The sequence below is a fragment of the Microcoleus sp. CAWBG27 genome, assembly GCF_020883145.1.
Classification (GTDB): Bacteria; Cyanobacteriota; Cyanobacteriia; order Cyanobacteriales; family Microcoleaceae; genus Microcoleus.
The window spans coordinates 1-24,011 of the sequence record NZ_JAHREU010000075.1 but is presented as its reverse complement, the minus strand read 5'-3'; the positions used below and the strand labels follow the sequence as shown (position 1 = coordinate 24,011).

Genomic DNA, 24,011 nt, shown 5'->3' with positions numbered 1-24,011 from the left:
TCTTTAGAACGGCTTGATACAGGTCAGTGCAGCCGCTTCAAGATTCACTATTAAACCACAACGCCCATGACTTGCAGGTCAGTGGGCGTTATTACTATTTTTAACCGTTTTCCTGCTACTTGTCAAGTCTTTTTGCAATATTTATTCAGCAAAAATCAGGGAGTGAAACTGAGTGTTGTCGCGGGGAGTATCCTAATAGTATCCTATTATTGCGAGCAGTATATGATACTTTTTTAGTACAACACAGTAATACTTTTTTAGTACAACACAGTAATACTTTTTTAGCACAACACAGTAATACTTTTTTAGCACAACACAGTAATACTTTTTTAGCACAACACAGTAATACTTTTTTAGCACAACACAGTAATACTTTTTTAGCACAACACATTAATACTTTTTTAGCACAACACAGTAATACTTTTTTAGCACAACACATTAATACTTTTTTAGTACAACACATTAATACTTTTTTAGCACAACACATTAATACGAAAATAGGATTAATCTTTAAAATACTAAAAAAAGTTAATTTTATTTGCGATCGCCCCTACCGTTCACTATCCAAGTCAACAAGCAATTTAGGAGACAGCAATGAGCAAATTTGAGTGATTCGATGTAGTGAGTTTAACCAAACCCATCGCGATCGCCGATCGCCCAAAACACCACCAAAACCAACTACTTGCTCAACACCGCAGCATCCGTACTGCTAGCAAAAGCCGGACGAATCAACTCCTCCTTCTCGAACAGCGTGATGTAACCCTCATCTACAGTTAGCTGCATCACTTCCTGATTTCCAAAAGTGGAAATTTATGTAAGGTAAATCAGGACTTATGCACTCCGCCAAAGAAACCGGGTTTTTACGAGTCTTCGGGCCCGAAGCAAGTATTTTTCACAAAAACCCGGTTTCTCGGCCCCGATGCGTAAGTCCTGACCCTCTTTATTCTTGAGTCCGCGAAGGCGGACTTTGTATGTGTAGAAGCGGTTTCAACCGCCGATTCACTTATCCTCACCGCAATTTAACCAACAAAGGTAAATGATCCGAACCAATATTTGAACCGATCGCCCTTTCGACAGTTCTAAGTGACTTAGTGTGTAAACAATGGTCGATCGCAATCCTGAACAAAGAAGGTAAACTCGCAGGCCAGCTTGTTTGCAGGCCAAAACCCAATTGAGAATTAATTAAATTACCATCAACCGTAAACTGACGAAATCGACCACTCCAAGGAGTAGAATTCAAATCGCCGATCGCAATTACCGCTCTTTTTTGTCCTTCCTGCTGATTCACGCTCCACTTAGCAACCTCATCAAATTCTATCTTTTGAAACTCCGAAGCACCCTTACTATTAGTACCGCGAGCCGTTGATGTACTCAGAATCGCTATTTCTTTGCCTTCCCGGCGGACAATCACTTCAATCATCGGCCGTGGCGAATAGGAAGGCATATACAAGATTTGAGATGTGACTATTTCAATGTTCGGCGCAGCAGATATTGGCACTAGCATCGCCACACCAAGCGAATTGTCTAAAGGCAATGCTGTATGTAATTTATAATTGGTTAAGTCAGACTTTAACTTGTTTAGCGATGTGGGAGTAACTTCTTGCAAAAAAATCAGATCGACTTTTTGGCTGCTGACGTACTCGATCGCACGAGCATATTCGAAATTGTGGCGATCGAGGTTAGCATGGAAAATAGTTAAAGGAATAGAATTTGAGGAAACTGGCAAGTTGGGATGAAAAAAGAGTGGTAGAATCGCCACTAAATTGAGTGCGAACGGTACACCGAACAGAAAACTCCATTTTTGTCGATAAATCCCACCCACAATCAGAGCGATCGCCAATATTAAGCAATATTGAAGACGAGGATGGTCGAGGACTTCAAAAATCCAGAATTTAGTTCCAAATAAACCTAAGATTGTAGCTATTGCGACAAATAATGCTAATAAATTGAGTAACAGTATTGTGGTTCCGATCGCCAGATTTTCCATTTTCATTAAGTTATTGGTTATTTTGTCAGACATCGATCTAATTATGGATTCGAGATAATTTAATATCGATATTAGAGTATTTAACTATTAGGCAATGAGGTGAAAATATCAAAAAATCCTATTCGATCGCACTTACGGCTTTTTCAGCCGACGCTGCGAGCTATTTTTTGTAAAGAAACCTTAATTTTACAACCATTTTTACCTATTGCTGCTATGGTAATGCCAAGCCAGGGAACTACTAAAATAATAATTACCCTCGGATTTGATAAAGAATTTAGTCCGCTGTTCATATTACCCAAAAATTTTAGACTATGAAACCGCACTTATTAATCATGACTTTAGGGGCGATCGCACTTTTTGGCCAGCCCAGTTGCTCAACAAACACCAGTAACTCCACGGCGACAACGGTTCCGATAACAGCAGCTTCAACCTCAGCATCCCTCAAAATCGGTGGTTCAAGCAGCACAGTAGGTGTCATTCAGACGCTAGCTAGTAATTACGAATCCACCTCCCAAAACACCAAAATCACTCAGTTAGAGCCGGGACAATCTGAAACAGTCATTGCAGGAGTCAAACAACAACTTATTGATATTGGTGCAATTTCTAAAACATTAAAGCCCGAGGAAAATGATGGCACATTAGAGTTTCGTGAAGTCGCCCACGATGCCCTTCTCGTTGCTACTCATCCCAGCGTCACAGGGGTAAAAAACCTGACCACTAAAGACCTCAAAGCCATTTACAGCGGCACCTTGAGCAACTGGAAGGAACTGGGCGGGCCCGATGCTAAGATTGTGGTACTCGATCGCCCAGAAGATGAATCAGCCAAGCGCCTCCTCCGCAAACACTATCTCGGAAAAGATTTGAAAAGTTCACCGCAAGCAGTGGTATTACGAAAAGAAGGAGAATTAATCGAGGCGATTCAAAGCACTCCCTACAGCATCGGTACTTTTTCCCTGGCTTACGCCATTTCCCATAAACTACCCGTAAACCGTCTTACTCTCAACAATGTTGAGCCTACAGCCGAAAATGTCAAAGCAGGCAAATATCAAATGGTACGCCCGATCGAAATTCTCTGGCATAAAAATGCTTCGGAGTCTACTCAAGGACTGATTAAATATATTTTTAGCCCGTCAGGAACCACTGCTTTGGAGAAGTCTGGGTTTGTTGTTAGTAAATAGCATCAACTTGAGCTGCGAACCTAGTGTCAGCTTACTGATGAGTTGACAATTTTCTCGATCCTTCTCTATCCAGCTTTGTTAAGAGGGGACTAGACGATCGATTCCCCCTTTTTAAGAAATATTTACTGGTATCGAGAGTGCACGGTAAGCTAGATTTATTAAACAACTCGACGTTTAAATTGACACTACATCGTTTTAGCTACACTCAATCCTAGGTTGAAGTAGATATGTTACAGGGCTTCAGATATGTGCGACTCCCAATCTCAGTCAAGCTGTTGTCTCCTTTGTTGGTGGCATTTCTTAGCCTGTGGACGGTTGGAACCCTGGGTTTTGGTTATTTTGCCAGAAAGAACTTAGAACAAACGGCGCAAAAGGAGATAGAAGATAGGGCTACTTTACTCCAACAAGATCTGAAGCAAAAGCAAGAATTGCTCTACTTAAAAGCTCGTTGGGTGAGCGAGGACAGGAATGTAATCAGGGCCGTTGCTGCGGGCGATCGCCCTTTATTGCTCCGTACCATGTTACCAATCCAGGCATCCTTAAAACTGGATTTGATCAGAATCGTAGACACAAATGGTGAACTCTTAGTATCTTCGCAGCAGGGAGCACTTACACAAGCAATATTAGAAGATACTGCCATCAATCGTGCCGCTCGTGCTGGACTAAATTTATCGGGCATTTTGCTGGCAGAAAAAGGCGCTGCACCCTCCCTGGTAGGATTGATCTCGATCAAATCCTCCACACAAATTTTGGCTGGCTTGGTTGTGGGGAGTGCGATTGACGACGCACTACTTCAGCAAATGCGCGGTAACACATCAATGCACTTGGTTGCCTTCGGGGGCGATCGCATAACTGCTTCTACATTACAGCTTAATCGCGATCGCCCTTGGGAAGCTCCCCAGCCAGAGTCTGTGCCTGTACTGACAAAGATAGCAGGCAAAAACTACTTGATTAAAACGATCGGGCTACCAGGATTCGATCGGGCAACTCTCAAAATCGCCATACTCAAGTCTGTCACAGAAACCGAACAAGCAGAACAACGATTGTGGTTTGTGGTGGGTGGCTTTGGGCTGCTAGGAAGTTTCCTGGTGACGGGGGTAACAGTTTGGGGGTTTCGCATCACGCAATCTCTCAGTCGCCGGATTCAAAGCCTGACTCAAGCAACTCAGCAGTTAGCCCAAGGCGACTTAACCACTCGCATTCGGGTAAACAACGAAGATGAAGTAGGGATTCTGGCAGAATCATTTAACATCATGGCAGAAGAACTTACAAATCGCGATCGACAACTAAGCCAACAAATGCAGCAATTAGAAAGCACCCTGAAAGAATTGCATCGTACCCAGAGTCAGATGGTGCAGAGTGAAAAAATGTCAGCACTAGGACAAATGGTAGCAGGCGTAGCCCATGAAATCAACAATCCAGTTAGCTTTATTCACGGCAACATCACATACGTCAATCAATATACACAAGAACTGCTGCGATTGCTCAATTCATATCAACAGCACTATCCGAACCCTCCCCAATCGCTGCAAACAGAACTAGATGATGTGGATCTAAATTTTCTGAGTGAAGATCTCACCAAGGTACTGCATTCGATGCAAGTAGGCTCCGATCGCATTCGGGAAATTGTAATTTCGCTCCGCAATTTTGCTCGCCTGGATCAAGCAGAATTAAAGTTTGTCAATCTGCATGAAGGGATTGATAACACATTAATGATTTTGCAACACCGCATCAAAGCGACAGCACAACACCCAACCATTGAGATCGTAAAACAATATGGCGATTTGCCGCAGGTAGAATGCTATGCAGGACAACTCAACCAAGTATTTATGAATCTGCTAGTAAATGCGATTGACGCCTTGGAGGAGAGCAATCGAGGGTGCAGTTTCGATCGGATTGCCACCAACCCAAACACTATCTGCATTACTACTTCTCAGCCTGAACCCAACCAAGTGCAGATAGTGTTTGCCGATAATGGTGCAGGTATTCCAGAGAATGTGCGATCGCGGCTATTTGACCCTTTCTTCACCACCAAGCCAGTGGGAAAGGGAACCGGGTTAGGCTTATCTATCAGCTATCAGATAATTGCTGAAAAGCATGGCGGAAAATTATGGTGCGATGCTGCACCAAACCAAGGCACAAAATTTATCATAGAGCTGCCAATATCTGGTCATCATTAAGTTATAAAACTAAAGATTTAGGTTCGTAGTGAGGACTTTAGTCCGCATCAATCAAGCTAAGTTAGACAACTAAAGATTTAGGTTCGTAGTGAGGACTTTAGTCCGCATCAATCAAGCTAAGTTATAAAACTAAAGATTTAGGTTTGTAGTGAGGACTTTAGTCCGCATCAATCAAGCTAAGTTAGACAACTAAAGATTTAGGTTTGTAGTGAGGACTTTAGTCCGCATCAATCAAGCTAAGTTAGACAAACAAAAATTTAGGTTTGTAGTGAGGACTTTAGTCCGCATCAATCAAGCTAAGTTAGACAAACAAAAATTTAGGTTTGTAGTGAGGACTTTAGTCCGCATCAATCAAGCTAAGTTAGACAACTAAAGATTTAGGTTCGTAGTGAGAACTTTAGTCCGCATCAATCAAGCTAAGTTAGACAAACAAAAATTTAGGTTCGTAGTGAGGACTTTAGTCCGCATCAATCAAGCTAAGTTAGACAAACAAAAATTTAGGTTCGTAGTGAGGACTTTAGTCCGCATCAATCAAGCTAAGTTAGACAAACAAAAATTTAGGTTCGTAGTGAGGACTTTAGTCCGCATCAATCAAGCTAAGTTATAAAACTAAAGATTTAGGTTTGTAGTGAGGACTTTAGTCCGCATCAAATCAAGCTAAGTTAGACAAACAAAAATTTAGGTTTGTAGTGAGGACTTTAGTCCGCATCCATTAGGGTTGACTTAAATCCGAACGATCGAACCAATCTTAGTATCGTGATTACAGCAAAAATGATATGAGTTAACCTTAACAAAAACGGTTCGTATTGCCATTCATTTTGTGTTCTGGCTGCGGACTGAAGTCCGCACTACGAACCTTACTTGTATCGTATCTTGTTGGGGCGGATTTAGCTAAAAATCTCCGATCGAAACCAGTTGATTAGTGCAAAACCCGCCATATCCGCTCAACCCAACCTACTAATAACGATTACGGCGTGGGATTGGGATAATTCGCGTGTACCGAATTGATTTCTGCTAAGATATCTCGATCGAGAGTCACCTCCAAACTGCTAAGATTTTCCTCAAGTTGTGCGATCGACGTTGCACCGATAATTGTGCTAGTTACGAACCAACGCGATCGCACATAAGCCAAAGCCATTTGCGCCGGACTCAAACCGTGCTTTTGAGCAATCTCAACATAGGCTTTCACGGCATCGTTAAGATTAGTTTTATCGTAACGTTGACCGAATCCTGCGAATAAAGACAGTCGGGAATTTTCCGGGATTCCATTTAGATACTTACCCGTTAAAAGTCCGAAACCCAAAGGACTGTAAGCCATCAATCCCACATTTTTAAATCTGCAAGTTTCCGCCAAATTTATATGAAAAGTCCGATTGCTCAAACTAAAAGCATTCTGAATCGAAACAACCTTCGGCAAATCGTGTTTTTCGGCTAATTCGCAAAACTCGCCAACTCCCCAAGGCGTTTCGTTACTCAAACCCAAATAGCGGATTTTGCCAGCTTTAATCAAGCCAGCAAATACCTCTAACTGTTCCAAAATTGGTACAGTTTCGTGTTCTTGGGCGATGTCGTAATCCGGCGCACCAAATAGCGGTACATAGCGATCGGGCCAGTGGATCTGATAGAGGTCGATGTAGTCTGTTTGCAGGCGTTTCAGGCTGTAGTTCAGGGCTTTTTCGACATTTGGGCGATCGATCTGATTTTTCCCTTCCCGAATCCACTTCAATCGAGTGCTTCTCCCCGCCACTTTAGTCGCTATAATGACTTTATCCCGCTGCTGTCGCGCCAACCATTCGCCGATATATTCCTCCGTTTTGCCCTGAGTTTCGGGTTTTCCCGGCACCGGATACATTTCTGCGGTATCGATAAAGTTGATGCCTCTATCAATGGCAAAATCGAGCTGTTGAGCCGCTTCTGCAACCGTATTCTGCTGGCCGTAAGTCATCGTACCTAAACAAATTTCAGATACTAATAAATCGCTGTCGCCTAGTTTTTTGTATTCCATGATTTCAATTGCCGAAAAATTATCTAATTCTATCTTACCCAAAAAAGATGACTCGATTTACAAGACAGCAAAAAAGTGCGATCGCCTTTCTCTCTTAATTCCTCTGCGCTCTCTGCGCCCTCTGCGGTTAAAAAAAATTAAAAAATATCTGCACTTAAATGTTAATATAAATAATTCGTATTCCTCAAATGTATGAGCAGTCGCCAGCCAAAAGTTCCATTTGTAAACCTTTACCTGCAACACCAACCAATCGAATCTCAAATAGCAGCAACACTAGGAAAAATTATCCAGCACGGAGACTTTATTTTAGGTGAAGCACTGGCAGAATTTGAAACAGCATTTGCAGCAGCTTCTGGAGTACAATACGGCGTAGGAGTGGCCTGTGGAACTGATGCGATCGCCCTCGGACTCCAAGCTTGTGGCATTAATGCGGGCGACGAAATCATCCTCCCAGCCAACACATTTATCGCTACCATAATTGGTGTGATTCAAGCCAAAGCAGTACCTATTCTGGTAGATTGTGACCCGGAAACCGCCCTGATTGACCTCACAGCAGCCGAAACAGCGATCGGCTCAAAAACTAAAGCAATTATCCCGGTACACCTCTACGGTCAAATGGTATCGCCTAGGGAAGTTTTAGATTTTGCTAGCCGCCACAATTTAATGATATTTGAAGATGCAGCACAAGCCCATTTAGCAGAAAGAGAAGGATACCGTGCAGGTTCCTTTGGGAAAGCAGCAGCATTCAGCTTTTATCCCAGCAAAAACCTCGGCTGTTTTGGCGATGGTGGGATGTTAATTACTAACGATGCAGAAATCGCACAAAAAATGCGAACTCTCCGCAATTACGGAGCACCCAGCAAATATTTGCACGCGGAAATCGGCACCAACAGCCGCCTCGATAATTTGCAAGCCGCCGTGCTCAACCTGAAATTGCCTTACTTGGAAAAATGGAATCGCGATCGCACCGACGCCGCTCAATACTACAATACTCTACTAGAACCCCTGAAACCCAAAGGCATTGTACCGATCGCCAATCACAGCGGCACAGGTCACATTTATCACCTCTACGTAATCCAGATTACTGACAAAAGCCCGTTAGCGAAGCCCTCAAAGAGGATCGCCCGCAACACCCTTCAGGAATATCTTACCCGAGAAGGAATCCAAACAGGCATCCACTATCCCGTACCTTGCCACCTGCAACCAGCCTACCAAAACTTAGGCAATCCGGGCGACTTCCCCCACACAGAAACCCTGTGCGAACAAATTTTATCCTTGCCAATGTATCCCGGATTGAGCCATACTCAGATTGAGCAAGTTGTAAGGGCGATCGAACGAAGAGTTGACAGTTGACAGTTGACAGTTGACAGTTGACAGTTGACAGTTGACAGAAGGAAGAGTTGACAGAAGAAATAGGCAATACTGAAGAAAGACGCAATACTCTAGATGGAAGAAGACATACACAGTAAACTGTTTCGCGATCGGTAATTTACCTTTAATTAAGTTAATTTACTTAATTGTTTATAAAAGTTATGGTGAGGATATTGCAAGCCATAAGGTAGAGATATCAAAGCGTTGGAGTTGGGAATTAACAAATCTTTAACTCACCGTTCACAATCGCTTTCGCGTTGCGAATCCAGCGCGGCCATGTCAAAACTTCTCAAACCATGCAAATCCAGCGCCGAATTCGCATTGTTCTCAAGCGATACCTCATGGGAGAAGGTATCACGGTACTCCTAGTGCTGCTTTACGCCCCCCTGCTAGTACACTGGTACGACGGCTGGTTCAACAAAAGCATCAGCATCGAACACGAATATTTCAGCCACGGAATAATTGGTTTACCCTACGCCGCTTATATTGCTTGGACAAACCGAAACTGCTGGCGGCGCTTAGGTGACTCGCCACATCCTTTGGGAAGCTTTTTGCTGTTAATAGCAACACTTTTTTATCTGAGTCGCTTAAGCGATTTGGTGAATTTATCTCTACCACTAATGCTAGCCAGTATTTGCTTGTCTTTAAAAGGATTTTCCGGCTTAAAATTGCAAGCAATGCCGCTGTTGTTCGTATTTTTTGCCTCGCCAAATCACATTCCTTACCTCATAGAACCCTACGCCTTGCCGTTACAGCACTTCATTGCTCAAGTATCAGGCTGGATCTTAATTAAGGTCGGTCTGAACGTGAGAATCGAAGAAATTTATCTGTACGTAAACGATCGCATTGTCGAAGTTGCCCCCCACTGTGCAGGCTTAAAAATGCTGTTTACCAGTCTTTATGTCAGCTTAATTTTGATGGATTGGACGGGAGTTTGGAGTTCCCAAAAAAGAAGTATTTTGTTTTTAGTAGCCACATCTATCATTAGCATCACTTCCAACATTCTCCGCAACACTTTGCTGACTTACTTTCACGGAACCGACAGAGAGAGACTTTTTGCTTGGTTGCACGCCGGATGGGGCGGAGACTTGTATTCTGCTTGTATACTAGGCTTATTGGTACTTCTCATCAACGGGATGGAAAAGTATTTCCCAAGCCAGCCTGCCGATTAATGAAACAAATGATTTCAGCACGGAAACTACTGCGGCGCTACCAAATATCTAAAATTGTGGTACTGGTGTTTTTGCTGGTACTGGTTGCAGGAGTAGCAATTCCCGGCTACGCGACGGGAAGGTGGCCTTGGACAAATCCGCCAACAGTTACAAACCTCAAGCAGTTAAAAAGTTTGCGCCAACACGGGATAACACTTCCTGACTGGGAGGTGATCCGCATCCAGAATAACCTTCAAATTGGCGGGCACAGATGGTTATTTGAAGAAATTAAAAATCATGAAACAATTGCCATTTTATTGCTAATGCCTCAAAATTCCTCCAAAAGCCAGCCGCAAGTAGAATGGCTAGATATCGATGGATTTCACCGGTGGCAAACAGATTCTCATCGCACTTTGAGGTTTACAGTTAAATTAGCGCCAACATCCGAAAAGCCCTCACCTACTATCGAGACGAGGTTTTTCCGAAGCTGGACTTCTCAACAAACTTTTGCTGTCGTGCAGTGGTACGCTTGGCCTAATGGGGGTTCTCCAGCAACCAGCCGCTGGTTTTGGGAAGATAGCATTGCGAGGCTGTCGAACCGCCGCGCCTCTTGGGTTGCTGTCACTATCATCGTTCCCATCCAACCGCAGGGCGATATTAAGATAGTTGAACCGCTGCTGGAATCTCTGGGGCAAAGTGTTCAGACTCAATTAATGGCAGAAGTTTTCTGAGTTTAATCAAGAGGGCGATTGAAATCGCTTCTATACAAACAAAGACCGCCTCCGCGGGCTAGAAGAATCAAGAGGAAAAATTAAACGGATTTGGTATCAAGAGTAGATATTTTTAGTTGAGAATTGCGGAGATGAAACTTGAAAAACAGCGAAATATTCAATATATTACAATACAGTTAACTTAAGAACAATCTGACTGGCAAATAATGCCTGTATTGCCGAGAAAATGGCGAGGTGAAATTCGTCAAAAAGCGTTAAGTTAACCCTATTGCAATATATTACCCTTTTTTATCTCAAAATGCCGAATAAATTCACAATTAGAAATCGCGTCGCTTTTTCCTTGGCTGGCCTGTATTCAAGTGCTTGGACTCTATCTTTCGCTGCTGTATTGTGGGGCTTTAACGGCAAAGTTTTTTCAGAAACGGCTTTAGCCCAATCTGTTGTTCCTAGTTCTGAGCGACTCGTGCCGCCACAGCCACTGCGCGTACCGCCACCGCCACCTGCTAATTTCAACCGGGAAATTAACCCAGCTTTTCGGAATCGGCCGTACCGCCTGGGCCCGGGAGACCAGATTTCCGTTCAAGTTCAGCGCTTCCCAGAGCTAAATTTTACGGGTGCAATCAGCCCTGAAGGGGTAATTGTACTGCCGCTAATCGGCACAGTAAATGTGCGCGGCCTTACCGTCGAAGAAGCACAGCAGCGCCTCCGCGAGCGGTTCACGCAATTTATCAAAAATCCTCAAGTTTCGGCTGCTTTGCTCGTTCAGCGCCCGGTAGTGGTGACGGTGACGGGGGAAGTTGCTAGGCCTGGTTTTTATCCGCTGCAAACTCCGCAGCTTCCGGCGGCCTTGGCTGCTGCTGCTGGGACGACTCCAACGGCCCAATTGCGGGCGGTGAGGGTGCGGCGGACTTTGCCGGGTGGTGCTGTGGCTGAGCAAGTTGTTGATATTTTGACGCCGCTGCAAACTGGTATTGCTCCGCCGGATTTGCGTTTGGAAGATGGAGATGCGATCGTCGTACCGTATAAACAGGTTACACCCGATCGCAAGTCCGATCGAGATTTAGCATCCAGATACAGCCTAGCCGCCGCCGCTGTCCCCGTTCAAATCACTGTCACCGGAGAAGTCAGCAAACCTGGTTTTTACACGCTTCCGGCGGGTTCAGGTCGAATTTCCGCCGCTTTGACGATTGCGGGGGGAGTCACGGGAAAAGCGGATTTACGAGCGGTGCGAGTGCGACGGACTCTGGTGGATGGCTCCTCGGTAGAGCAACCCCTCGACCTCTACACCCCCTTAGCAAAGGCTAACGATTTGTTCGATTTTCCCTTGGCCTCGGGAGATGTGATTGTCATCCCAGAATTGGACGCTAGTATCAAAAACCTAGACTACGACAAAGCTTTGGTGGCGCGCTCTACGCTAATTAAGCCCAGGATCTACGTTCGAGTTTTGAGTTACGCTAGTGGTAGTTTGACCTCGTTTTACCTAGAAAATGGCAGCAAGTTTTTGGATGCTATCAACAACTTGCCTGTGAATCTGGCTGATTTGCGGAAAATGGCCTTGATTCGGTTCGACCAAAAGCAAGGTAGAGCAATCAACCGCAAGATAGATGCAAAAGCTGCTTTGGAGGGCAATGTTTCTCAGAACCCGATGCTGGAAGATAATGATGTGATTGTGATTGGTCGGAATCTGGTAGAGCGTATTGGTTATGTTCTCAATACTTTTACTCGACCATTCCGGGATACTTTGGGATTTATTCTGTTTTTCGATCAGTTGAGAAATGGGGTAAACAATTTGTTTGGGCCATCCAATAATAATAACAATAACAATAGGTAGTCATTGGTTATTAGTTATTAGTTATTAGTCATTAGTGCTGTCCCCCCCCGAGCGAACGTTATTAGTCATTAGTTAACTGTTATGGATAGGCAGTTTAGGAGCATTTCTGTTTTGCATTTACAGTGCGAGCTTAAGAACTCGCGTATTCTACAACTCGCGAGCGGGGACAGCACTATAATAAAAAAATGCTTTTTGCAAAACTGAGATGCTCCCAGCAGTTTTGTACTCGCAAACTCGCTTATATCTAAAAAGATTGTTAGCTAAACCCGCCCATACAACATACTAGAGCGGTTCTCAAAAAAATGAGCGATGCCCGATGCCCTCTTTGCCCCATGCCCGATGCCATCTTTTTGACAAAGGCTATAGTTTTTTTGCTATCACAAAAAATTAACGGGAAGCGGGAAGCTCAGTCTATGAAAGAGATGAGAGGAAAGCGACGCGGGGGATTTTAATCCCCAATGAATCTTTCTTGATTTTTAACAATTGACATGGTAGAAGCAGTGTAAAATTATTAAGATAGGAGGTAAAAAATAAATGTTGTTAAGTTACAAGTACAAGTTACGCCCAAACAATCAACAATCAGAGAAATTATCTGGTTGGTTGAATATGTTGCGAGCGACGTATAACTGGTGCTTGCGTGACCGTATGGATGGTTGGTATCAGCAATTTCTTTGCGGTACTTACTGTGATTTAAAAACCCAAACAGAAATTATGCCTTTAACTTGTAGTTTAGTTAAAGGAACTCAGCTTGAAAACCCCTGGAAAGATGGCGGTGGTAAAGCCAAGAAAGAAGGCGAAAAAGACAAATCGCCAAAAAGGTCAGCATCGTTAATGCAAGACGCTAACTTAATCAATCTCAAAACCAGTCGCCCTTGGTATCAAGACATTGATTGTGATGTTTTACAATCAATTCCAGCTAGAGTTAACGAGGCATTTAACAAATTCTTCAAAGGTGCGGGCTTCCCTAAATTCAAGCGTAGCCATTATTTTAAATCCTTCGCATATAAGCCAGGAAGGGTGAAAATTAAGGGAAGTAAAATTTACTTACCTAAAATCGGATGGATGCGGTTTTTTAACTCCCGTAATATCCCGAATGGGTTTGATATTAGAACGGTGACAATTAGGCAAAAAGCAGATGGTTGGTATGTTTCTGTGAGAATCGAAGACAAAGCTATACCAGATTTTTCAATAATTCCTGACAGTGAAATTAAATCAATCATTGGCTGCGATATGGGATTAACTAAACTGGTTTACTTGTCTAATGGTGAAACAATCGACAACCCAAGGTTTTCTACTAACAAGCATATAAAACGCTTAATGAAAGTTAGGCAAAGACGAGTTAATAGGAAGCAAAAGGGGAGTAAGAACCGCAGAAAAGCACAAAACAAAGTAACTACCTTACATCATAAGATTCAACAAAAACGCGAAGCTTATCAGTGGTGGGTTGCGAAAAAGATTGTAGGTCTAGCTGATGGTGTCGCAGTTGAAAACTTGCAAGTTAAAAATATGATGAAGCGGTGTAAACCAGTCTCTTCTGAAACTGGTAGATTTCTACCAAATAATCAATCAGCTAAACGAGGTTTAAATCGTTCAATCGCTGATGCAAGCTGGTATGGATTAACTCAAAAGCTTGAATATGTGGCTGTAAAGTCAGGCAAGAAATTATATAGAGTCAATCCCCAATACACCAGCCAAACTTGCAGCAAGTGCAAGCACATCGATAAAGTAAGTCGCAATGGTGAAAAGTTTATTTGCACCAACTGTGGACATATCGACGATGCCAACATTCAAGCTGCGAGAAACGTCAGAATTAAAGCAATAGAGTCCTACGGGTTAACTATTGTTAGAAAAACTAGAATTAGAGCGAAAACGGTACGGCGGGACTCGTCGAAACCAGTACAACTAAGCATCTTTGATGTGAACTTGTATGAACGCCTGGTAGATAATAAGCCGCCCCAAAAAGGCAAACGGCTTGTGACCGGGAACCCACAGTACAAGCAATTGTCTCTTTGGGATGGTTGAGAAAGTAATTTCTTAAGAATCTCAGCGGCTTTAGCCCTGAGAGTTTCAACTACTTAGTTAGGATTTATCGTTAGCAATTATTCAATTCTTCAATCTAAAATAGTTATGACTTTATCAGTTGTCAAACGTTATTTGATTGCTTTTGACCAATACAAGTGGGTGGGACTAGCCACTCTCGCGGTGACTGTGGGCGTGTCCGGAGTAGTTGCCGTGCAGCCAACTCAGGCGCCGGTTTACGTTGCTAAAGGTGCGCTGGCCTACGGCAAACCGAGCGTGATTTTTTCATCAACCACTACCAAGATTCAACAGGAAGGACAAGAAATAACTAAAGATCAGTTGCTCAATCAAGAGGTCATCGAAGCAGCCGCAACAGAACTCATTAAAGCAGAAAACAAATTAAATAAACAAGCAGCAAAAATAAATTCAGAAGAATGGAACGAAAAAGTAAAAATATTGACTAAAAAGCTGAAAGACGGCGTGGAACTCAAGATGCCGACTAAGAGTAATGACCCCAGTGCTTTGATTCAAGTATCGTACAAAAATGCCGATCCCCTAAAAGCTGAAAAGCGAGCAGAGGCTTTGATGAAAGAAATGGTGATTTACAGCGAAAATTCCAATACTTCCAGCGTCCGAAAAACGATCGCTCAAATTAACCAACGCTTGCCGAAAGTAACTCAGGAACTCAGAGAGGTGGAAGCAAAACTTGAATCCTACGAAAAACGAGAAGAAACTTCTATTTTAGCAGTTCAGAGCGGTACATTGCCGCAAGCGATTATCGCCACCGAACAGCAGCAGCGGCAACTCCGGGTGCAGTTGGGAGCAATAGTAGCTCAAATTAAAAGCTTGCAGGAACGCTTGGGATTGAATGGAGAGCAAGCTTACGTGGCTCAAGCACTGTCTGCCGATCCAATTATTGCACAACTGCGAGTGCAACTGTTTTCGATCGAATCTCAGCTCAAAATTCTACGCAGCGACTTGCAGGAGGAACACCCGAAAATTGTGGAATTGCTCAAACAAAAACAAGCTTTTGAGCAGCAGTTACAGCAGCGACAATCGGAGGTGCTCGGGGGTAACGGGGTGGCTGCTCCGCTCAGAAGTGCCGATCGAATTCGGATAGACTCTTCTTTAGACCCGGCGAGACAGCAGCTAGCTCAAAGTTTGATTGCTTTACAAACGCAGCGGGATGTGGTGCAAGAACAACTCAAAGGAGTAGAGAACACTGAACGACAATTGCGCCAGGAATACGCGAAAATCCCCAACAAGCAGTTAGAACAAGCGCGGTTAGCCCAGCAAGTGGCGCTGAAAAAAGCTCTCTACGATAAGATGCAGGCGGCTTTGGTAGATGCTGAGGCGGCGAGAGCTGAGACAACGGGGAGTTTGACAATCGCCCAGCGTCCCAAAATTGATGACGTTCCGCCAAACAAGAAAGGTTTGCCGGTGATGCTGGCGGTGGGCGGATTTGTGGGATTGCTGCTGGGCGGCGGGTTGATATTTTTGTTGGGAATGCTCAACGGGAAGTTTTACAGTTGGGAAGAAGTGCGGGCGGCTTTGGTGGAAAAAGAGGTGCCAATACTGGCAGTTTTGCCTGAAGTGACGGTGTTTGATTCCTATGGAGAGGAGATGCCGCTGGCTTTGGAACCCAATTCGCCTTATTTGGAGTTTTACGAGCGGTTGCGGACTAATTTACGCCGAATTGGCGAAAAACCTGTGAAGGTGGTGTTGCTGACTTCGGCGGCGCCGTTGGAGGGAAAGAGTTTTAGTGCTTACAATTTGGCAATTGCGTCGGCTCGATCGGGTAAACGGACTTTGTTAATTGAAGCAGATTTGCGATCGGGTTCTAATGTGGAATCTTTGAAAATAGCTGCGGATCCTCTGGCGGCGGTGGAACCTTTGCACTATTACGGCAATATGAGCGAGTGCGTTTTGTTGGTTCCAGAGGTAGAGAACCTGTATGTCGTGCCGAGTCCGGGCAGTTTGCGGCAGGCTTCGGCGGTACTGGAATCGAGCGAAATGCGGAGGTTGTTTGAGGATGTTCGCAATCGCTTTGATTTTGTAGTGGTGGATTCTCCGGCGTTAAGCGAGTGCAACGACGCACTGACGCTGGAACCCTATACGGACGGTATAATTTTGGTGGCGCGGGCTGGTTATACTCTCGCTAGTATGTTGTCTGAGGCTGCGGATCAGTTGGTGGAATCTGATGATGATGATTCGCACAAATCGGGGCCGCGGCTGTTGGGGGCGATTATTAATGGTGCTGATATTGCGGTGAAGTACCGCAATGATATTGAGGAATTCGAGTTGCCTTTGAGTGCTGTGAGCGATGGAGCAATAGAAGTGCGATCGAGGCAATTACCGCAGCAGTCTAAGTCAAAAAACAAAGCTATTAATAATAGTAAATTCAACTAATGTACGCCACTGGATTAGACTTGAATTGCATTCGGGAGCATCTCAGTTTTGCATTTGTTGTGCTGTCCCCGATCGCGATTATTATACAGCTCCCGAGCGATGACAGCATTGTAAAAAAAATGTTTTTTGCAGTTTGAAATTGCGATCGAGAGAGGCACGTAGTTGCGCTCGATCGCTCTTTAAAAAAGAGGTACGTAGTTGCGCTTGGGCGCTCTTGGCCGGCAGGTACGTAGTTGCGCTTGGGCGCTCTTGGCCGGCAGGTACGTAGTTGCGCTTGGGCGCTCTTGGCCGGCAGGTACGTAGTTGAGTTAGCTAGAGGGCTAAAGCCCAACTACATACCGTAGAGGCACGTAGTTGGGCTTGGGCGCTCTTTAAAAAAGAGCTATGTAGTTGAGTTAGCTAGAGGGCTAAAGCCCAACTACATACCCTATGAGCGCTCTTTAAACAAGAGCTATGTAGTTGAGTTAGCTAGAGGGCTAAAGCCCAACTACATACCCTTGATTAAAACCCACTAACGCCAATTGCTAGTCAAAAGACCTACTTAGCAAATTGGTTGTTGGCGACCAAACCAGGATTAAGCTTCGGATCTGTGAGTGAATTCAACCAGCTAGCGGCGACACCGAAGTTGGAGACTGAGTTGGAATTAATCCCGACATTAGAGGCTCCGATTCCGCCACCCAATAGCTCGTCGGCGATAGATTTGTTTACCAAATCTGCTGTTCCCTGCGCCGGAGCCCCAGGCAAGCTGGAAGTCTTTCGCAGGCCACCGTTGAGTAGCTCGTCGTTTGTCAAAGTCAGACTGCTTGCCTGTCTATTCCCAAATACAACGTCATTGTCTACGATCGTCATAACGGCCGTACTTTGGGTTCCAATCGTGGCGCCTGTCGGGTTAACCAAACTTAAATTGACAGTTTCGTCAAGCGGAAAGAAAAGACCATCCGGGAAAAGGTCATCGATAATGGGAATGGCGATCGTTTTGGGTGCTAAATCCCCAGTGGCAAAATTGACAGCGATCAAACCATTGGTGTAATCAATGCCGGCTGTAGCAGTACCATCGGTCAAGTTGATGAAAGCTGACGCTGCACCAGCACTACTGCCTGTACGGGTGACTGTCACTTCTGCCACGGGCGTTCCATCTTCGTTGACACTGAAGAAGGGGGCGCTAAATTGCAGGGTGCTGTCATTGTCTACGATCGTCGTAACGGCTGTACTTTGGGTGCCAATGGCGGCATTGCCTGTCGGGTTAACCAAACTTAAATTGAGAGTTTCGTTTGGCTCCACCAAAGTGTCATCGATAATAGGAAGATTCACGACTTTGGGTGCAGAATCCCCAGCGGCAAAATTGACAGAGATCGGAGTATTGGTGTAGTCACCAGGGGCGATCGCAGTTCCATTACTGAGGTTCACAGTAGCTGAAACTGCGTCAACATTACTGCCAGTGCGAGTGACTGTCACGGCTGCAACCGGTACGCCATCTTCTCTGATCCTGAAGGTAGGGGCGCTAAATTGCAGGGTGCTGTCGTTGTCAATGATGTCGAAAGTAGCGGTACCTTGCGTGCCAATGGTGGCATTGCCTGTCGGGCTACCCAAAGTTAAGGTGAGATTTTCGGTAGGCTCTACCAAGGTGTCGTTGACAATAGGAATGGTGAGTGTTTTGGGTATGCTGTCCCCAGCGCCAAAATTGACCAAGATGGGAGTATTGCCGTAGTCACCAGGGGCTGTAGCAGTTCCATCGCCCAAGCTGACGGTGGCTGAGACTGCACCGGTACTAACACCAGTACGAGTAACTGTCACGACTGCAACGGGTGTTCCATCTTCATTGGCGCTAAAGGTAGGGGAACTAAATTGCAGGCTGCTGTCATTGTCTGCAATGTCCAAAATGGCGGTACCTTGGGTGCCAATCGTGGCATTGCCTGTCGGGTTAACCAAACTTAAATTGACTGTTTCGTTACCCTCCACCAAGGTGTCGTTGACGATCGGAATATCCACTGTCTTGGGTGTGTTGTCCCCATCAGCAAAATTGACAACGATCGGAGTACCGGTGTAGTCAGCAGGGGTTGTAGCAGTACCATCGGCCAAGTTGACGCTGGCTGAGACTGCACCGACATTGCTGCCAGTGCGAGTGACTGTCACGGCTGCGATCGGTACGCCATCTTCTCGAACCCTGAAGGTAGGAGCGCTAAATTGCAGGGTGCTGTCATTGTCTAAGATGTTCAAAGTGGCGGTACTTTGGGTGCCAATGGTGGCATTGCCTGTCGGGCCAACCAAACTTAAATTGACTGTTTCGGTACCCTCTACCAAAGCGTCGTTGATAATCGGAATATTGATGACTTTGGGTGTCGTATCCCCAGCGGCAAAATTGACAGGAATCGGAGTACCGGTGTAATCACCAGGGGCGATCGCAGTACCGCTGGTCAAATTCACGTTGGCTGAGACTGCACCGGCGCTGCTGCCAGTTCGAGTAACTGTCACGGCTGCAACGGGCGTTCCATCTTCGTTGACGCCAAAGGTAGGGGAACTAAATTGCAGGCTGCTGTCATTGTCTACGATGTTGACAGTGGCTGTGCTTTGGGTGCCAATGGTGGTATTGCCTGTCGGGCTACCCAAAGTTAAACGGACAGTTTCGTTACCTTCTACCAGAGTGTCGTTGACGATCGGAATATTGACCGTTTTGGGCGTGTTGTCCCCAGCAGCAAAATTGACAGCGATCGGAGTATTGGCGTAGTCACCAGGGGCTGTAGCAGTTCCATCGGCCAAGCTGACGGTGGCTGACACAGCACCAGCACTACTGCCAGTACGAGTTACGGTTACGGTTGTGATGGGGGTTCCATCTTCGTTGACACTGAAGCTGGAGCCACTGAATTGCAGGCTGCTGTCATTGTCTAGAATGTTCAAACTGGCGGTACCTTGCGTTCCAATCGTCGCACCGCCTGTCGGGTTAACCAAACTTAAGTTGACAGTTTCGGTACCCTCTACCAAGGTGTCGTTGACGATCGGAATATTGATCGTCTTGGGTGCAGAATCGCCAGCACCAAAATTGACCAGGATGGGACTATTGTTGTAATCAGCAGGGGCTGTAGCACTACCGTTGGCTAGGTTCACAGTAGCTGAAACTGCGGCGGTACTGCTGCCAGTACGAGTGACTGTCACGGCTGCGCTCGTCGTCCCATCTTCGTTGACACTAAAGGTAGGAGCACTAAATTGCAGGCTGCTCGCAGGGAGAGTGTCATTGTCTATGATGTCGAAAGTGGCTGTACTTTGCGTCCCGATTGTTGCATTGCCTGTCGGGCTGCCCAAAGTTAAGCGGATATTTTCGGTACCCTCTACCAAGGTGTCATCGACGATCGGAATATTGACGACTTTGGGTGCAGAATCCCCAGTGGCAAAATTGACCGAGATCGGAGTATTGGCGTAGTCACCAGGGGCTGTAGCAGTTCCATCGGCCAAGCTGACAGTGGCTGAGACTGCACCAGAGGCTACACCTGTGCGAGTGACTGTCACTGCTGCAATGGGCGTTCCATTTTCGTTGGTACTGAAGACAGGAGCACTAAATTGCAGGCTGCTGTCATTGTCTGCGATGTCCAAACGGGCGGTACCTTGCGTTCCAATCGTCGCACCACCTGTCGGGTTTGCCAAACTTAAATTGACTGTTTCGGTAGCTTCGACCAAAGTATCGTTGACGATCGGAATATTGACGACTTTGGGTGTGGAGTCGCCAGCAGCAAAATTCACCAGGATGGGACTATTGTTGTAGTCAGCAGGGGCTGTAGCAGTGCCATTGGTCAAGTTGAGGCTGGCTGAAACTGCTGCGGTACTGCTACCAGTGCGAGTGACTGTCACGGCTGCGATCGGTACGCCATCTTCTCTAACCCTAAAGGTAGGAGCACTAAATTGCAGGGTGCTCGCAGGGAGAGTGTCATTGTCCACTATGCTCAAACTGGCAGTGCCTTGCGTCCCAATCGTTGCACCGCCTGTCGGGTTTGCCAAAGTTAAGTTGACAGTTTCGGTACCTTCCACCAAGGTGTCATCGACAATGGGAATGGTGATAGTCTTGGGTGCTGTGTCCCCAGCGGCAAAATTGACAGGGATGGCAGTATTGTTGTAGTCACCAGGGGCCGTAGCAGTACCATTGGTCAAGTTGACTGTGGCGGAGACTGCGGCGGTACTGCTGCCAGTACGAGTGACGGTTACGGCTGCAACGGCCGTGCCATTTTCGTTGACACTAAAGGTAGGAGCACTAAATTGCAGGGTGCTCGCAGGGAGAGTGTCATTGTCTATGATTCTCAAACTGGCAGTGCCTTGCGTCCCAATCGTTGCACCACCTGTCGGGTTTGCCAAAGTTAAGTTGACAGTTTCGGTAGACTCCACCAAGGTGTCATCGACAATGGGAACGGTGATAGTCTTGGGTGCTGTGTCCCCAGCGGCAAAATTGACAACGATCGGAGTACCAGTGTAATCACCAGGGGCTGTAGCAGTACCATTAGTCAAGTTGACTGTGGCGGAGACTGCGCCCTCGCTACCACCCGTGCGCGTCACGGTTACGGCTGCAACCGCTGTCCCGTTTTCGTTGACGCTGAAGGTTGGGGCACTAAACTGAAGGCTAGGCTGATTTGCCGTGCCTTGATAGTCAATCTTCCGCACCAGGTAGTCGGAACTATCGTCTTTGAAAGAGCTGGCGGTGTAGGCAGCGGTGGGGCTATCGTAGGGTTTGGCGGAGAACCGCAGTTCGTCAAAAGCAGTGTTGGTGAGAGGCTTGGCTTCTATCTTGAATTGGAAACTGCCATCGGTGCGATCGCCAGTGAAAGTCACTCCATCTGCACCCGCAGTAATCGCTTTTGGAGCGATCGGAGCGTTGAGACGAGTGATCGTAAAATTGCTGGCTGGTACCAGAGTCCCATTATTAAAGATTTGTAGCAAACCAACTTCATTACCTTGATCGCCAACTCCTGGGCTAGTTTTGATACCCAAGGTGCTAAGGTCGATCGTGGCGCTAGTGATATCTTGGTTATCTGCCCATTTCAGCTTCAGCGCCTGAGATTGATTTGTGTTGGGATTATAGTTGATTTCCGCTCTAATTTTAGTGATGTCGGTGAACCAACCATCATAGGACGATGAAACACCAATACCAGGGCTACTGCCATAACTCAACCAGCTTTTAGGATTTTCATTAGTTGGTAAGGTGAGATTGGCGATCGCTTGAGGATTGAGGTAATCAGTTTCCACGCCATCAAAAGCTAACCCAGACAGTTTGATACCTTGATTCTGGGCAGCAGTCGGCCATTTTGTAATTAGGTCATTGACGCTGGTGAAATTAGTGGTTTGACCCAAAGAACCATTCAATGGAGTAGGCATAGCTTCTCTTTTGATAGTAATTAACGATTAGAAGTGACAGAAAACAACCAGAGGCTTAAGCTTTTTTGATAGTTATCGGTCATGCTAAGCAGTGTTTCATCGTCAATTACTGCGATCCGGATAAATGTCAGATAAATTTTTCAGCCATGCAAATAATGGGTTTTCCACATACGTAGGGTAGAGTTTAAATAATTGTCAAGATACGTAAATTTACGTATAATAATTATCAAAATATGTGAAGTCGTAGTTAGATGGCAGCGGTGTTCTCTCTGCACTCTCAAGGTGAATACCGTTGGATTAAAGTTTTTTATCATTGCGAGGAACAAATTATTTGTAGGGTGCGTCAAAGTAAAGATAGTACCCAAAAAATATCGAAAATCTCACAGCGACGCACACCCGCGACAATATTTGAGCCAACAAACCCAAAAATTGTTTAGTAGCAATACTTTTAAAAATTGCTATTAAAATATGAGGTACGTTGTTGGGCTTCAGCCCTTCTTGACATAAGTGGTGATATAAGCTGTCAGTCATACCTCATCTTTTTGAGAAAGGCTATAGGCTACTAATCCATAAAATCCCCTATCTGACACCCCGTGCAAACCAGCACCGCATCAACTCAACTTGGAAACAATAACCATCACCAACTTCCTCAATCAACTCCCGTTGCAGAAGCAAACCGACAGCATCATAACCATTAGGAAACTCTTGCAAAATAGTTTCCCGGCTCACGATTCCCCCTTCCCCTTGTGCTGCCAAAAACTGCAAAATAGCTAATCCCACCGGATCTACTTGATTGTTTTGAATATCAGCAAAAAAGAAACTGCCGACACTCAAAGCTGCTGATATTGCTGCTTCCACATCGGCTAAATTTGCCAGTCGGCGGATAGATGGATCTTGCTCGTTTTTGAGGGCAACAATTTCAGCGCAGAGGAGTTGTATTAGGAAAGGGTGACAGCGGGTGAGTTGCAAAACTCGATCGCTCGCATCCGCTTCGTAACGCAGGGTAAAATCTTCGACGGGTTGCTCAATTAGTTGACGCGCTTCCGGTTGTTTCAGGTAGCTGATATGAACGACTTGGACATTGATTAAATAGCTAGCCCAACGCTGAAATTCTTCGATCGTATGAGAGCCAGCTAGCATCACTTTGAAGCGAGTGCGATGTTGAATCAGGTGACGCAACATTCCCAGAACATCTTGCTCGTCGAAACGTCCTTTTCTGATGGCATCATCTAGCGCCTCGAATTCATCTAAGGCAAGCAGAGCAATATTTTCTTGTAGCGCTGCTTCTACTTTGTCCAGCCATTCATCAAAGCGAGTGAAAGGGTCATCTTGCAGTGTTTCGCGATCGAGAGATGGGAGAGTTAACGCGCTTTGGCGCTTCGCTGAGTTTGTCATACTCCTAGCGATATTGTAGAGAAAACCAGCAGAATCACTTGCTGATGAAACTGGACCTTGCAAGTCTACAAACATGGGAATGATATTGCTGGGTAGCAAGCGTCCCAGGTTATTGAGTAGGGAAGTTTTGCCCATTCGTCGCTGACCGTAGAGTAGCAAAGGAGGGCGGCGACGGTCTAGAATTAATTGCTCGATGCGCGTGCCGATATCAGTACGTCCGGCGAAGATTTCTTGCTGTTCTGTAAGGGGTACGCCGAGGATATAAGGGTTGTCGATTTGTATCGGCTCAATAAGTAGGGGTAGCAGTTAATCTGGCTGCCAAGACAATCCCAAGGGATAAAGAGCAGATTTGGAGCGAATAATAGTGGACAGAGAGGGAATAACTCCAAGTTGAGAAATTCG

16 protein-coding genes are annotated in these 24,011 nt (G+C 45.5%); 11 read left to right on the top strand and 5 right to left on the bottom strand.

The genetic code is table 11. The features are described 5' to 3' along the window. The first annotated feature begins 119 nt into the window (after window positions 1-119). Window positions 120-608 carry a hypothetical protein gene (locus tag QZ938_RS28185; RefSeq protein WP_293365661.1) on the top strand — a complete coding sequence of 163 codons (489 nt, stop codon included), beginning with the start codon at window positions 120-122 and terminating at the stop codon, window positions 606-608. A gap of 401 nt (window positions 609-1,009) precedes the next feature. On the opposite strand, the gene QZ938_RS28180 is transcribed toward QZ938_RS28185, so the two are convergent. Next, window positions 1,010-2,020, bottom strand: coding sequence for an endonuclease/exonuclease/phosphatase family protein (locus tag QZ938_RS28180; RefSeq protein WP_293354970.1), 1,011 nt, complete (start codon window positions 2,018-2,020; stop codon window positions 1,010-1,012). Between the two features lie 278 nt (window positions 2,021-2,298). On the opposite strand from QZ938_RS28180, the gene QZ938_RS28175 reads away from it, so the two are divergent. From QZ938_RS28175 to QZ938_RS28160, 4 genes are all read left to right on the top strand, one after another. Further along, a complete protein-coding gene (locus tag QZ938_RS28175) occupies window positions 2,299-3,165 on the top strand; it encodes a substrate-binding domain-containing protein (RefSeq protein WP_293144285.1) in 867 nt (288 codons plus the stop codon). A gap of 227 nt (window positions 3,166-3,392) precedes the next feature. After that, a complete protein-coding gene (locus tag QZ938_RS28170) occupies window positions 3,393-5,345 on the top strand; it encodes an ATP-binding protein (protein WP_293365660.1) in 1,953 nt (650 codons plus the stop codon). Window positions 5,346-5,553: 208 nt separating this feature from the next. After that, window positions 5,554-5,718 carry a hypothetical protein gene (locus tag QZ938_RS28165; RefSeq protein WP_293354973.1) on the top strand — a complete coding sequence of 55 codons (165 nt, stop codon included), beginning with the start codon at window positions 5,554-5,556 and terminating at the stop codon, window positions 5,716-5,718. A gap of 15 nt (window positions 5,719-5,733) precedes the next feature. Next, window positions 5,734-5,952 (top strand): hypothetical protein, encoded by a 219-nt coding sequence (locus QZ938_RS28160; RefSeq protein ID WP_293365659.1) that lies wholly within the window; start codon window positions 5,734-5,736, stop codon window positions 5,950-5,952. A gap of 360 nt (window positions 5,953-6,312) precedes the next feature. Here the strand turns inward: QZ938_RS28160 and QZ938_RS28155 are convergent, their stop codons facing one another. After that, window positions 6,313-7,350, bottom strand: coding sequence for an NADP(H)-dependent aldo-keto reductase (locus QZ938_RS28155; protein ID WP_293354979.1), 1,038 nt, complete (start codon window positions 7,348-7,350; stop codon window positions 6,313-6,315). A gap of 192 nt (window positions 7,351-7,542) precedes the next feature. On the opposite strand from QZ938_RS28155, the gene QZ938_RS28150 reads away from it, so the two are divergent. The 6 genes from QZ938_RS28150 (at window position 7,543) to QZ938_RS28125 (ending at window position 16,862) form a co-directional block, all read left to right on the top strand. Beyond that, window positions 7,543-8,703 carry a DegT/DnrJ/EryC1/StrS aminotransferase family protein gene (locus tag QZ938_RS28150; protein WP_293144279.1) on the top strand — a complete coding sequence of 387 codons (1,161 nt, stop codon included), beginning with the start codon at window positions 7,543-7,545 and terminating at the stop codon, window positions 8,701-8,703. Between the two features lie 314 nt (window positions 8,704-9,017). Continuing rightward, window positions 9,018-9,893, top strand: a complete 876-nt coding sequence (gene crtB / locus QZ938_RS28145; RefSeq protein ID WP_293144276.1) for a cyanoexosortase B — start codon at window positions 9,018-9,020, stop codon at window positions 9,891-9,893. Beyond that, a complete protein-coding gene (locus tag QZ938_RS28140; protein ID WP_293354982.1) occupies window positions 9,893-10,603 on the top strand; it encodes a cyanoexosortase B system-associated protein in 711 nt (236 codons plus the stop codon). The genes crtB and QZ938_RS28140 overlap by 1 nt, the downstream gene beginning before the upstream one ends. A gap of 298 nt (window positions 10,604-10,901) precedes the next feature. Further along, window positions 10,902-12,434, top strand: a complete 1,533-nt coding sequence (locus QZ938_RS28135; RefSeq protein WP_293144270.1) for a polysaccharide biosynthesis/export family protein — start codon at window positions 10,902-10,904, stop codon at window positions 12,432-12,434. A 534-nt stretch (window positions 12,435-12,968) separates the two neighbouring features. Beyond that, complete coding sequence (locus tag QZ938_RS28130; RefSeq protein WP_293354985.1) at window positions 12,969-14,456, top strand: transposase; 1,488 nt, start codon at window positions 12,969-12,971, stop codon at window positions 14,454-14,456. Window positions 14,457-14,561: 105 nt separating this feature from the next. Then, entirely contained in the window at window positions 14,562-16,862 is a 2,301-nt protein-coding gene (locus QZ938_RS28125; RefSeq protein WP_293354988.1) for a tyrosine-protein kinase domain-containing protein, read from the top strand. Window positions 16,863-17,399: 537 nt separating this feature from the next. Here QZ938_RS28125 and QZ938_RS28120 read toward each other — a convergent pair. From QZ938_RS28120 to QZ938_RS28110, 3 genes are all read right to left on the bottom strand, one after another. After that, window positions 17,400-22,214, bottom strand: a complete 4,815-nt coding sequence (locus tag QZ938_RS28120) for a Calx-beta domain-containing protein (protein WP_293354991.1) — start codon at window positions 22,212-22,214, stop codon at window positions 17,400-17,402. Between the two features lie 327 nt (window positions 22,215-22,541). Continuing rightward, a complete protein-coding gene (locus QZ938_RS28115; protein WP_293354994.1) occupies window positions 22,542-22,745 on the bottom strand; it encodes a hypothetical protein in 204 nt (67 codons plus the stop codon). A 48-nt stretch (window positions 22,746-22,793) separates the two neighbouring features. Beyond that, window positions 22,794-23,837, bottom strand: a complete 1,044-nt coding sequence (locus QZ938_RS28110) for an AAA family ATPase (protein ID WP_367181874.1) — start codon at window positions 23,835-23,837, stop codon at window positions 22,794-22,796. Window positions 23,838-24,011: the final 174 nt, after the last annotated feature.

Bases quoted from the DNA above. Each gene is read 5' to 3' on its own strand.
- QZ938_RS28180 (WP_293354970.1), bottom strand. From the start codon at position 2,020: ATGTCTGACAAAATAACCAATAACTTAATGAAAATGGAAAATCTGGCG.
- QZ938_RS28175 (WP_293144285.1), top strand. From the start codon at position 2,299: ATGAAACCGCACTTATTAATCATGACTTTAGGGGCGATCGCACTTTTT.
- QZ938_RS28170 (WP_293365660.1), top strand. From the start codon at position 3,393: ATGTTACAGGGCTTCAGATATGTGCGACTCCCAATCTCAGTCAAGCTG.
- QZ938_RS28155 (WP_293354979.1), bottom strand. From the start codon at position 7,350: ATGGAATACAAAAAACTAGGCGACAGCGATTTATTAGTATCTGAAATT.
- QZ938_RS28150 (WP_293144279.1), top strand. From the start codon at position 7,543: ATGAGCAGTCGCCAGCCAAAAGTTCCATTTGTAAACCTTTACCTGCAA.
- crtB (WP_293144276.1), top strand. From the start codon at position 9,018: ATGCAAATCCAGCGCCGAATTCGCATTGTTCTCAAGCGATACCTCATG.
- QZ938_RS28140 (WP_293354982.1), top strand. From the start codon at position 9,893: ATGAAACAAATGATTTCAGCACGGAAACTACTGCGGCGCTACCAAATA.
- QZ938_RS28135 (WP_293144270.1), top strand. From the start codon at position 10,902: ATGCCGAATAAATTCACAATTAGAAATCGCGTCGCTTTTTCCTTGGCT.
- QZ938_RS28130 (WP_293354985.1), top strand. From the start codon at position 12,969: ATGTTGTTAAGTTACAAGTACAAGTTACGCCCAAACAATCAACAATCA.
- QZ938_RS28125 (WP_293354988.1), top strand. From the start codon at position 14,562: ATGACTTTATCAGTTGTCAAACGTTATTTGATTGCTTTTGACCAATAC.
- QZ938_RS28120 (WP_293354991.1), bottom strand. From the start codon at position 22,214: ATGCCTACTCCATTGAATGGTTCTTTGGGTCAAACCACTAATTTCACC.
- QZ938_RS28115 (WP_293354994.1), bottom strand. From the start codon at position 22,745: ATGACTGACAGCTTATATCACCACTTATGTCAAGAAGGGCTGAAGCCC.